13 protein-coding genes are annotated in these 10,878 nt (G+C 69.7%); 2 read left to right on the top strand and 11 right to left on the bottom strand.

The genetic code is table 11. The features are described from left to right. The first annotated feature begins 178 nt into the window (after positions 1–178). Both ASF58_RS10975 and xoxJ read left to right on the top strand, forming a co-directional pair. Positions 179–784 carry a c-type cytochrome, methanol metabolism-related gene (locus tag ASF58_RS10975; RefSeq protein ID WP_156375633.1) on the top strand — a complete coding sequence of 202 codons (606 nt, stop codon included), beginning with the start codon at positions 179–181 and terminating at the stop codon, positions 782–784. Further along, positions 784–1,638 carry a rare earth element methanol dehydrogenase accessory protein XoxJ gene (xoxJ, locus tag ASF58_RS10970; protein WP_055951577.1) on the top strand — a complete coding sequence of 285 codons (855 nt, stop codon included), beginning with the start codon at positions 784–786 and terminating at the stop codon, positions 1,636–1,638. The genes ASF58_RS10975 and xoxJ overlap by 1 nt, the downstream gene beginning before the upstream one ends. Positions 1,639–1,849: 211 nt before the next feature. Here the strand turns inward: xoxJ and folK are convergent, their stop codons facing one another. The 11 genes from folK to ASF58_RS10915 all read right to left on the bottom strand — a co-directional run bounded on the left by folK (position 1,850) and on the right by ASF58_RS10915 (position 10,737). After that, positions 1,850–2,341 carry a 2-amino-4-hydroxy-6-hydroxymethyldihydropteridine diphosphokinase gene (folK, locus tag ASF58_RS10965; protein WP_055951575.1) on the bottom strand — a complete coding sequence of 164 codons (492 nt, stop codon included), beginning with the start codon at positions 2,339–2,341 and terminating at the stop codon, positions 1,850–1,852. Continuing rightward, positions 2,338–2,712 carry a dihydroneopterin aldolase gene (gene folB / locus ASF58_RS10960; RefSeq protein ID WP_055951571.1) on the bottom strand — a complete coding sequence of 125 codons (375 nt, stop codon included), beginning with the start codon at positions 2,710–2,712 and terminating at the stop codon, positions 2,338–2,340. The genes folK and folB overlap by 4 nt, the downstream gene beginning before the upstream one ends. Beyond that, positions 2,709–3,482 carry a dihydropteroate synthase gene (folP, locus tag ASF58_RS10955; RefSeq protein WP_244477280.1) on the bottom strand — a complete coding sequence of 258 codons (774 nt, stop codon included), beginning with the start codon at positions 3,480–3,482 and terminating at the stop codon, positions 2,709–2,711. The genes folB and folP overlap by 4 nt, the downstream gene beginning before the upstream one ends. 241 nt (positions 3,483–3,723) lie before the next feature. Further along, on the bottom strand, positions 3,724–4,104 hold the full coding sequence (locus tag ASF58_RS10950) for a hypothetical protein (RefSeq protein WP_055951558.1): 381 nt from the start codon (positions 4,102–4,104) through the stop codon (positions 3,724–3,726). Then, on the bottom strand, positions 4,085–4,771 hold the full coding sequence (locus ASF58_RS10945) for a hypothetical protein (RefSeq protein ID WP_055951601.1): 687 nt from the start codon (positions 4,769–4,771) through the stop codon (positions 4,085–4,087). The genes ASF58_RS10950 and ASF58_RS10945 overlap by 20 nt, the downstream gene beginning before the upstream one ends. Positions 4,772–4,797: 26 nt before the next feature. Then, a complete protein-coding gene (gene pqqE / locus ASF58_RS10940; protein WP_055951555.1) occupies positions 4,798–5,955 on the bottom strand; it encodes a pyrroloquinoline quinone biosynthesis protein PqqE in 1,158 nt (385 codons plus the stop codon). Next, the gene (gene pqqC / locus ASF58_RS10935; RefSeq protein WP_055951552.1) at positions 5,952–7,034 is read right to left on the bottom strand and encodes a pyrroloquinoline-quinone synthase PqqC; all 1,083 of its coding nucleotides are present in this window, start codon (positions 7,032–7,034) and stop codon (positions 5,952–5,954) included. The genes pqqE and pqqC overlap by 4 nt, the downstream gene beginning before the upstream one ends. A 143-nt stretch (positions 7,035–7,177) precedes the next feature. After that, positions 7,178–8,080 carry a pyrroloquinoline quinone biosynthesis protein PqqB gene (gene pqqB / locus ASF58_RS10930; protein WP_055951549.1) on the bottom strand — a complete coding sequence of 301 codons (903 nt, stop codon included), beginning with the start codon at positions 8,078–8,080 and terminating at the stop codon, positions 7,178–7,180. A 43-nt stretch (positions 8,081–8,123) separates the two neighbouring features. After that, complete coding sequence (pqqA, locus tag ASF58_RS10925) at positions 8,124–8,213, bottom strand: pyrroloquinoline quinone precursor peptide PqqA (RefSeq protein WP_055889187.1); 90 nt, start codon at positions 8,211–8,213, stop codon at positions 8,124–8,126. A 200-nt stretch (positions 8,214–8,413) separates the two neighbouring features. Beyond that, positions 8,414–9,118 (bottom strand): response regulator transcription factor, encoded by a 705-nt coding sequence (locus ASF58_RS10920; protein ID WP_055951546.1) that lies wholly within the window; start codon positions 9,116–9,118, stop codon positions 8,414–8,416. Then, positions 9,115–10,737, bottom strand: coding sequence for a HAMP domain-containing sensor histidine kinase (locus ASF58_RS10915; RefSeq protein WP_055951543.1), 1,623 nt, complete (start codon positions 10,735–10,737; stop codon positions 9,115–9,117). The genes ASF58_RS10920 and ASF58_RS10915 overlap by 4 nt, the downstream gene beginning before the upstream one ends. Between the last annotated feature and the right edge of the window lie 141 nt (positions 10,738–10,878).

Here is a 10,878-nt window from a genome sequence, read left to right as displayed (position 1 = left end):
CAACCTTGGTGGTCAGCTGACCGTCTTCTCGCTGCCGAACTAATCGGTCGCACGTTACGGTAAGGCCAGGGGTGCCGGCGCGGGTTTCCGCGCCGGCACCTTTGTGATTAGAGTTGGAAGAACAAGATGTGAAACACGCGGCTCGTCAGCCGACGTGGAGTTCCTGGGAGAAACGTCGTTGCATATCATCAGCAAAGCCGCCATCCGTCCTCTCGTGGCGGCCATCGCCCTTGCGTCCGTCTCGACCCTCGCCGTCCAGGCCCAGGATGCGAAGAAGGCTGATCCGGCCCTGGCCAATCAGCTCGATCCGAATGCGCCCGAGAAAGATTCCAAGCTGATCGACAAGTTCGCAGCCGTGAAGGTTGAGGACGGAAAGTATCAGGACGCCGAAGGTCACCCGACCTTCCACATCACCAACGATGGCAAGAAGTTCGACTGGTACGCCTACTCCGGTTACCGTCGCTATCACGCCGAGTGCCATGTCTGTCACGGCCCCGACGCCATGGGTTCGACCTACGCCCCTGCGCTGAAGGACTCGCTGAAGACGATCGGCTACGAGGAGTTCATCGGTATCCTCGCCGGCGGAAAGCGCGACACGCAGGCGGGCCAGGAAAAGGTCATGCCGGCCTTCGGCGACAACAAGAACGTCATGTGCTACGCCGACGACCTGTACGTCTACCTGAAGGCCCGGGCCTCCGGCGCCATGCCGCGCGTCCGTCCGAGCGACAAGGAAGACAAGCCCGAGGCCGCCAAGACGGCCGAGAAGGAGTGCCTGGGCGGCTGATGGCGCGCTCACGCACCCGGACACGTCTCGCCCTCGCGCTCCTGCTGATCTCGGCAGGGGCGCGAGAGGCCGCGGCGCAGTCGCTGCCCGACCTCGTGACCACGGACACCCTGCGGGTCTGCGGAGATCCCGGCAACATGCCGTTCTCCGAGCGCAAGGAAGACGGGTTCGAGAACAAGATCGCGGCGATCATCGCCGACGAGCTCAAGGTCAAGATCCGGTACTACTGGCTGACGCAGGGTCCGGGCTTCGTCCGCAACACCCTCGGAACGGGCCTCTGCGACATCATCATCGGCTCGGCTGCCGGTGGGGAACTCGTCCAGCACTCGAACCCCTATTACCGCTCCGCCTACACGCTGGTCACCCGCACGGGTGAGTTCGACGGGGTGACGCGCCTCGACGATCCCAAGCTGAAGGGCACGGCCATCGGCGTCATCGGCGGCACGCCCCCGGTCAACCGCATGGGCGAAGTCGGTCTCGTCAGCGCGATGAAGGCCTACGCACCCTACCAGCTCGATCCGGCGCGCAAGCACCAGACCGTCTCGGCCGAAGTCATCGCCGACCTCGCCGAGAAGCGCATCGATGCCGCCATCCTCTGGGGACCGGCCGCCGGCTGGCTCGCCAAGCAGAGCGGCGTGCCGATGACGGTGGTGCCGCTGCTGCAGGAGCCCGACCGGCCGCCGCTCACCTTCCGGATCGCCCTCGGGGTCCGCCTGGAAGAGAACGACTGGAAGCGCACCCTCAACACGATCCTGCGCAAGCGCCGCGCCGACATCGAAAAGGTGCTGCGCGACTTCGACGTGCCGTTGCTGGAGGAAGAGGGCAACAAGCTCCTCGACGCACCCAGCCCCTGATCTTGCCCGCGACGCTCGCGGGCAAGATCAGGGCTGAGGAAACCACGATGGCGGCGGCGGATCGGATCCACCGCCGCCATCGTCGTTTCGTGCGTGCTCATGCTCGGCGGCATCCACCAGCACCGAAAGCCCGTGCGCATCACCGATGACGAGATGGCAGCGCGTTAGGCACCCGGTCGACATCCACACGCGAAGGGAGATCCGGCCCTGATCAGACCCGCTCGATGCCGCTGGCGTCGAGCTTGGCCAGCGCTTCGGTGACCGTCTCCGGCCCGATGCGCAGGGCGGGGGCGATCTCGGCCAGGGGCACCAGCACGAAGGCACGCTCGCGCACGAAGCGGTGCGGCAGCACGAGACGCGCATCCGAGATCGCCGCGCCCTCGTAGGACAGCACGTCGATGTCGATCACCCGCGGGCCCCAGCGGCGCTCGCGCACGCGGCCCATGGCCGCCTCGATGGCGAGGCCCGCCTCCAGGAGTTCGTGCGGGGTCAGGCTGGTCTCGATCCCGATCGCGGCGTTGAGGAACCAGTCCTGATCGGTGTCGCCCCAGGGCGGGGTGCGGTAGTCCGACGAGCGCGCGTTGACGCGGATGCCCGGCGTGGCGGCCAGCCGCGCCACCGCATCGGCCAGGGTCGCCGCCTTGTCGCCGATATTGCTGCCGAGGCCGAGATAGGCGGCGTGCCAGGCCGATGCGCCGCTCATCGGACGGCCTCGCGGCGGCGCACGATCTCGATGGCCACGCCGTCGATCACCGCCGGAACCGGCGCGCTCGGCTTGTCCACGCGCACCCGGATCTCGGTGATGGGCGGGTGCCGGTCGAGAATCTCGCCGGCGATGGCCTCGGCCAGGGCCTCGATCAGAGCGAAGCGCCGCTGCGTGGCGATCCGGGTCACGATCTCGGTCAGGTCGGCGTAGCTCACGGTGTGCGCGACGTCGTCGGAGCGCCCGGCCGCCCCGAGGTCGAGGCGCACATCGAGGGAGACGTAGAAGCGCTGACCGAGGCGGGCCTCCTCCGGCAGGAGCCCGTGGAAGGCGAAGACCGCGATCCGGTCGACCAGGATACGGTCGCTCATGCGGATCGTCCCATCACGGCGTCGACCACCCGCAGGGCATCGACATGCGGCCGGACATCATGGACGCGCACGATCTGCGCCCCGAGGGTGGCGGCGAGAACGTGGCTGCCGATCGAGCCGAAGAGCCGGTCCACCGGTTTGGTCTCGGCGTCGTGCAGGCGCCCGAGCAGGGATTTGCGGGAGACGCCGACGAGGACCGGAAAGCCGAGGGCCACGATCTCGGGCAGGCGCCGCAGGGCCTCGAGGTGCTGCGCCCAGCTCTTGCCGAAGCCGATGCCGGGATCGAGCACGATGTCGCCGTCGCGCAGGCCGGCGGTCCGCGCGATGGCCAGCGAGCGCTCGAAGAAGCGCAGCATGTCGGCAACGATGTCGATGGCGGGATCGACGGTCTCGCGGTTGTGCATGATCATCACGGGCGCGCCGTGGTCGGCGGCCACCCGGGCGATATCGGGTTCCCGCTGCAGGCCCCAGACGTCGTTGACGATGCGGGCGCCGGCCGCCAGCGCCACCCGGGCGGTGGAGGCCTTGTAGGTGTCCACCGAGATCGGGACGGGCAGGCGGGGCGCGAGGTCGCGGATCACCGGCAGGATCCGGGCCTGCTCCTCCTCGGCCGAGACCGGCACGTGGCCGGGGCGGGTGGATTCACCGCCGATATCGACCAGGGCCGCGCCTTCCGCCACCAGGGCCTCGGCCTGCGTACGGGCGGCGGCGACATCGTCGAAACGGCCGCCATCGGAGAAGGAATCGGGTGTGACGTTGAGAATGCCCATCACGAGCACGCGCCGACCGAGATCGGGCAGGAGCGTCGTCAGCGGAGCCGGCAGGTCTGGGGGCACGGGATGCTCGGGTTCGAAGGCGGGCGCGTCCGGGGCGCGTCCGCGGCCGGGATGCCGCTGTCTTTGAACGCATTGCCGGATCGGAGCAACGCCCATGCCGGGGCCGGCGACGAACGGAGACCGGTCCTGCGCCGCCGCCTCGGGGCGGCGACGCTGCGACCTCCGGGAAGCCCGCTCAGGTCCCGCCGCGGTAGCAGCGGATCTCGGCCTCGGCCTGAGCCCGGCGGAGTTCGGCCACTTGGTCGTCGAAGACCTTGGTCGACTTGAACGCGGTGGTGCGCTGGCCGATGCCCTGGCGCAGCGAGAGCACGGTGCTGGCCTGGACGTACTTGTCGTAGGGCAGGAGCGAGGCGAGCGCGTCCAGGGAGCAGGAGCAGCGCGACAGGGATTCGCGCGACTGGCCGTTCGCCGCCATGCAGCCGAAGATGTAATCGGCCCGGGCCTCGGTGGGATAGTCGTTCTCGGGCTCGGCCGCACCCGCCGCACCCGCCAGGAGAGCCGCGGCGCAGGCGCCGACGGCGAGGCGCGGGAGACGCTTAACCAGCGTTCGGATCATAGGTCAGGTTCTCCTGCAGGAGTTCGCCACCGTCGGTGTTCTTGGACTGGGCCTCGATCGAGACGAGCTCGCCGGGTACCGCCGCGGACGTGACGAAGGTGTATTTCAGGTTCTCGAAGCCGCGCATGCGCTCCTTCATCTTGTCGTCGACGAAGGGCTGAGTCTCGATGCGCCAGGCGTCGACCTTCCGGCCCTTGTAGTCGATCTGCGTCGCCGTCACGGTGGCGTTGTCGCGCAGGCCCTTGCGGATGGCGTTCTTGATGTAGCGCGGGTTCGCCATCAGGACGCGGGCGAGGTCCATGAGGTGATGCTCGAGAAAGAGCGTCATCACCGGGTTGCCGGGCATGTCCTCGAACGGGCCGGCCGGGAAGCGGTTGGCGCCGGAGAACATCTCCACCCGGATGTTGCGGTTGTCCGCGGCGTTGCCGGGCTCGACCCCGAGCTTGATCGTGTCGTTCAGGGGCGGCCCGAACGGACCCTTCGAGATGCCGCTGCGGCGCAGGTAATCGTAGGTCAGCTTCGAGCCCGGCGGGACGTTCTTCATCTGCGGCTGCTCGAAGAGCAGGTCCGCGGCATTGGGCGCGGTCGCGGTGTTGGCCTTGGTGACGGCGGGCGTCTCGGGCGCCGGGGGCGCGGTCTGGGCGAGCGCGGGAGCACCCGCGAGCATCACGAACGCGGCAAGTGTGACGGGCTTCAAAGCGGCGCTTCCTCATTCAGCGGCGTACGCACATTGGGCTGCACGTTACTGCCGATGGTCCGATAGACGTAGTCGGGCGGCGTCTCCGCCGCCTCCTCGGTGGCGAGATCGCGCACCTTGGCGTGAAGCGGCGAGAGGGAGCAGGCCGGGTCGGTGGCCGCCGCATCCCCGGCGAGCGCCAGGGCCTGACAGCGGCAGCCGCCCCAATCCTTCTCCCGCCGATCGCAGGAGCGGCAGGGCTCCTTCATCCAGTCCGTGCCGCGATAGGCCGTGAAGGCCGGCGAATTTGCCCAGATGTCGCCGAGCGAATGGTCGGACACGTACCAGAATTCGAGGTTCGGAATCGTCTCGGCCGCGTGGCAGGGCAGCACCTTGCCCTGGGGCGTGACGTTCATCAGCTTGCGGCCCCAGCCCCCGGCGCAAGCTTTCGGGTACTTGGCGTAGTAGTCGGGCACCACGAGATCGATGACGAGCTGGCCCTTCAGGCGTTCACGGGCGGCCTCGACGATGCGGATCGAGCGATCGACCTCGGCCTTGTTTGGCATCAGGGCGGCGCGGTTGACGTAGGCCCAGCCGTAATACTGGGTGTGGGCGACTTCCAGGCGCTTGGCCCCGAGCTTCACCGCGAGGTCGATGAAGCCCTCGACCTCGTGGATGTTGCCCCGGTGGATCACCGAATTCAGCGTCAGCGGCAGGCCGAGCTGGGTCACCCGCTCGGCGAAGGCGAATTTCTGCGGCTGCGCGTTCTTGAGGCCGCCGATCTTCTCGGCATTGGCCGCATCGACGCCCTGCACCGAGAGCTGCACGTGGTCGAGGCCGGCGTCGTAGAGCGCGTCGAGCTTCTGCAGGGCGCCCCCGACCCCGGAGGTGATGAGGTTGGAATACAGTCCCAGTTTCGCGCAGGTCGCGGTGATCTCGACGATGTCGTTGCGCGCCGTCGGCTCGCCGCCCGAGAGGTGGACGTGCAGCACGCCGAGACCCGCCGCCTCCGTCAGCACCCGCTGCCAGGTCGCGGTGTCGAGCTCGCCCGAGCGCCGGTCGAGTTCGAGCGGGTTCGAGCAGTAGGGACAGCGCAGGGGACAGCGGTGGGTGAGCTCCGCGAGGAGCCCGACCGGGGCCGGCAGGGTGGGGGCGTTCGGCGTGATCGCGTTCATCGCTCTAGGACCCGTTTCGTGGCCAGATCGTTCAGCATCACGAGGATGTCGGCCTCGATCACGGCGGGGTCCGCCGTGAATGTCTCGCCCAGCAGGACGGCGATGTCCCGCACGCTGCGCTGCCCGTCGACCCGTTCGAGCACCGCCACCGCGTTGGCGTCGAGATCGAAGGTGCGCTCCGGCGCCAGGAGGACGTGCTGGTTGCGCACGGCGTCGTGGCGCAGGCGCACGCCGCGGGGCAGGCGCGGCACGTCCTGCGCCGTGAGGGTGCCGGTCCCGGCCGCCTGCGACACCGCCGGCTCGGGCACCAGCCCGGTGCCGGGGGTCCAGGCGTCGGGCGGGATCAGGCCGGGGGCGACGTAGGCGAAGTAGAGGGCGTCGAGCTGGGTCCAGAGCACGTTGCACTTGAACGTCAGCGCGTCCATCGCCTGGCGCTGCAGGGCCGGCGTGGTGGCGTGCTCCTTGACGTAGGCGATGGCGAAGTCCGCGTCGCGCGGGGCCTGGGTCAGGCGCTTGTCGAAGTAGGCCAGCGTGTCCTTGGTGATGAAGTCGTAGTTCTTCAGCATCCCGGCCACCCGTTCCGAGATGATGGTCGGCGAGAACATCTCGGTCAGCGAGGAGGCGATCGCCTCGAGGAGCGAGCGCTCCTTGACGAAGTGCACGTAGGCATCGACCGAGAACCGGGTGGCCGACAGGATGCCGTGGGTCGATTCCACGTAGTCGCGGGCAAAGCCCACGCCCTCGGCGAGCTTGAGCCAGCGCTCGATGCCGCCGTCGCCGGGCGCGTCGCCGTCATGGTCGACGATGCGCTGGCGCCAGACCCGGCGCAGGGACGCGTCGGTCATGCGGGCGAGCACGGCGGCGTCCTTCACCGGGATCATCGCCTGGTAGTAGTAGCGGTTCAGCGCCCAGGCCCGGACCTGATCCTTGTTGAGCTTGCCGTCGTGCAGCAGGCGGTGGAACGGGTGCAGGTTGTGGTAGCGGCGCGCACCGATGTCGCGCAGGGCCGCCTCCAGCTCCTCGGGCGAGAGCAGGCGCTGGGCCTCGTCGGTCTTCGGGGTGGGGAAGGGCGCGGTCATGGCGTGGCTCGCGGATCAGCGTGGAGCGGTTTTAGGAACTTTTCTTATCAATCGCGCCGCGCCCCGTGAAGGCCGCGGGCGCACCGACGCAATTCAATCGGACACAATGTATGTCGTCGGCACTAAACTGCCAGATGGACGCCTCACGAAAGGGTCAGCGTCAAACCGTCATGGGCCACGGTCCAGCCCGCGGCCTCGACCTCGCGCCGCGCGTCGGACCCTTCGACCAGCACCGGGTTGGTGTTGTTGATGTGGACGAAGACGCGGTGGCCGATCGCGACGTCGGACAGGGCCGCGATGGAGCCGCCCGCGCCGGTCATCGGCACGTGGCCCATGCGCCAGCCGGTCTTGGTTCCGACACCGGCGCGGATCATGTCGTCGTCGAGGAGAACGGTCCCGTCGAACAGCAGGGCGTCGACCCCGGCGATGCGGGCCTTCAGATCCGCGGTGACGCGGGCGCAGCCCGGAATGTAGGCGAGCCGGCGCCCGCCGGCCTCGATCATCGCACCGACCGTGGTCTCGGTCTCGGCGCCGATCTCCAGGGTCTCGTCCTCGAGCCACAGGGGCACCTTGCCGGGGACCGCGAACAGGGTGACGTGCAGGCCCGGCACCGGCTCGAAGCGCCGGTCGAGGGCGATCGGCTCGCGGGCGACGACGCCCGCCGCCATCACGTCGAACACCCGGTTGGCGTTGACCGAATCGAGGATCCCGGCGGTGCCGTAGAGGGTGAAGGGCTGGCCCTCGCGCAGGGTCAGCAGGCCGGCGACGTGGTCGACGTCGCCGTTGGTCAGCAGCACGGCGTGGATCGGCGAGTGCCGCAATCCGGTGCGCGGGTGCATCGCAGGATTGTCGAACAGCTGCTGGCGGATATCGGGGGAGGCGTTCACCAGGAGCCAGCGCTCTCCATCGGGGGAGACGGCGATGCTCGACTGAGTCCGCGGCCTGACGCGGGTCTCGTCCTCGCGGGCGAGGGCGCAGATCGGGCAGCGGCAATTCCACTGGGGAAGGCCGCCGCCCGCGGCTGAACCGAGGATCAGGACATGCATGGTGGAACCGACGCTGCCTTGGGACCCTCGGGTTCGGCGAAACTTAGTTGAAGGTGTCGATCTCAGCCGACTCGTAGCTGGTGACTTCCATGCCGACGCAGATCTCGGAAACGATGGGGGCAGCCCAGGTCATGGTGTTTCTCCTGAAAGTTTCTTCTGAACGTCAGCAGCATCCCGATCGCCTCTAAGAAGATCGTAAGACACTGACGGCGCAGTGATTTCTGTCGCCGCGCTGGTATCGACAATTTAGCCCGGCAGTTCAAGCGCTAAATTGCCGGTTTCTCCCGTCCACCCCCGCGAATCCGCGACCGGCGTTAACGCGGCGTGCCCGTTTCAGTGCCGGAAATCCTGTCCCTTCAGGTCCAGCATGAAGCCCCGGCCCCGCACCGTGACGATGACCGGGCCGCCGAGGCGGACGAAGTCGGACAGCTTGGTCCGCAGGTAACCCACGTAGACATCGACGACATTCAGCGAGAGGCCGCCCTGGCCGGCCCAGAGCTTGTCGAAGATGTCGCCCCGCGAGACCGGGTGGTTGGCGTTGTCCATCAGCAGGGCGAGGAGCTCGGCCTCCCGCGGGGTGAGGCGCGCCGTCGCATCCGCAAAGCCCACCTGCCGGACGGTCAGGTCGAGCATCAGCTTGCCGGCCGTGACCAGGGTGCGGGGCTCCTCCGAGGCTTTGCGGCGGAGCAGGTGAGTCTGGAGGCGGGCCAGGAGCTCGTCGAAGACGAAGGGCTTCACGATGTAGTCATCGGCCCCGAGGGCCAGGCCCTCGGCGCGGTCGCGGACCTCGTCCCGGGCGGAGAGGAAGAGAATAGGCCCCGGATAGCCGCCCTCGCGCAGGGACCGGCAGACGTCGTGGCCGGAGCCGTCCGGCAGGGTGATGTCGAGAACCACCGCCTCGGGCGCCTCGGCGCGGGCGGCCGCGAGGGCGTCGTCGACCCGTCCGGCGACGCCGACGGAGAAGCCCTCCGCCTCGAGGCCGCGGGCGAGCATGGCGCGGATGTCGCTGTCATCCTCGACGATCAGTACGCGCGTCATGCCACGGTCTCCTGGGCGCCCGTCGGGTGAGGCGAGGGGGGATGCTCGGCGTCGCTGGCAGGCAGCGCGGGCAGGTCGAGGGCGACCTGCGCACCGCGCCCGCCCGGACCCGCCCCGAGGCGGATGGTGCCATCATGACGCTCCACGACCCAGCGCGCCAGGGCCAGTCCGATGCCGAAGCCGGCCTCGCCCGTGGGGCTGTCGCGGCGGAAGCGCTCGAACAGGCCGTCGCCGAGGTCGGGGAAGCCCGGCCCGTCGTCGGTGATCGTCACGACGGCGTGCCCCCCGTCCGCCCGCGCCAGGGCGACCACCACCCGGGTGAGCCCGGTGGCGTGGCGCAGGGCGTTGTCGATCAGGCTCTCGACCACCTGGCGCAGCCATTCCCGGTCGGCGAGCAGCCTCGGGTCGGTCTCGGCCGGATCGAGGCTCAGCGCCACGCGGCGGCGGGCGGCCTCCGAGGCCATGCCGTCGACGGCCTCCGCCAGGATCTCCCCCGCGCCCACCGGGCGTCGGTCGAGCTCGATCTGCCCGGATTCGGAGCGGGCCACGCGCAGCAGGTCCTCGACCCGGCGCTTCAGGCGCAGGGCGCGCTTGCGGATGGTGGCGAAGACGGGGGTGACGTCAACCTGCCGCCCGGCCGAGCGGGCCGCGATGTCGCACTCGCCGAGGATGACCGTCAGGGGCGTGCGCAGCTCGTGGCTGACATCGGCGAAGAAGCGCCGGCGGGAGCGATCCACCGCCTCCAGCCGGGCATTGGCGGCGCGCAGGTCGAGGGTGCGGGCCGCCACCGTGTCCTCCAGGGCCGCGCGGTCGGCGGCGAGCCGGCCCTCGCGCCGGGCGAGGCGGGCGGCCATGCGGTTGAAGTTCGCCACCAGCAGGCCGAGCTCGTCCCGGGTGGCCACCGAGAGGCGGGTGTCGAGCTCGCCCCGGCCGACGGCGCTGGCGGCCCGGCGCACCGCCTCGATCCGGGCCAGCACCGGACGGGTCACCGCCCGGTAGAGCAGGAGCACGATGGCGAGCGCCCCCGCCACCGCGGCCAGCGAGGCGACCCGCAGGGTGCTGGAGAGCGCGCGCGCCGCGTCCGAGCCGGCGATCATCGAGCGCCGCTCCACCTCGATCAGGAAGGACAGGGGCTGCCCCGTCATGGCGCCGAAACCGTTCAGGGCCCCCCGGATCGCCGCCTTGCGCGACTCGTCCTCGGACTGCCGCAGCACCTGCGTCACCTGCCGGTCGAGGACCGCGCGGGCGGCGCGCAGCTGTGCCAGGGGCCGGGTACGGGCGGCGTACTGGGTGCGGTCGAGGGGGTCGTCGCTGGACGCAATGGAACGCCCCAGGGCCTCGTCCACCGCCACCAGGGCGCGGTCGACGTTGGTGCGCGCCACCGCCAGGCCCTCCGGCTGCGCGTCCGGGTTGCTCACCGCCTCCAGGGCGGCGAGGCCGTACTGGGTCATGCGCCCCGACAGTTCGACGAGGAGTTCGAGCCGGCCCTGGGCGGCGAGCGTCCGGTCGATGGTGCGCTCGGCCGCGCTGATCGAGGCGAGGACCCCGAGGGCGGCCAGCACGACGAGGAGCGCGGTGGCGCCGAGGAGCAGCGCGAACCGGACCTTCAGCGAGCGCATGGATTTGCCGCCGTGGTGACTGCCACTACGATGCCTGCCGGCCGCCCGAAACCGCCATGCGGCGTGATCAGGCGATCCGAGGCGCGCCGTCGCATCCGGTTTGACGTGGCCAGCATGGTCTTGCCAGTTCTTCCCGATCCC

Origin of the sequence: Methylobacterium sp. Leaf125 (assembly GCF_001423085.1) — a bacterium.
In the GTDB taxonomy this organism is placed as follows: Bacteria; Pseudomonadota; Alphaproteobacteria; order Rhizobiales; family Beijerinckiaceae; genus Methylobacterium.
The sequence above is the reverse complement of the archived record's forward strand: the minus strand, read 5'-3'. Positions and strand labels throughout refer to the sequence as shown.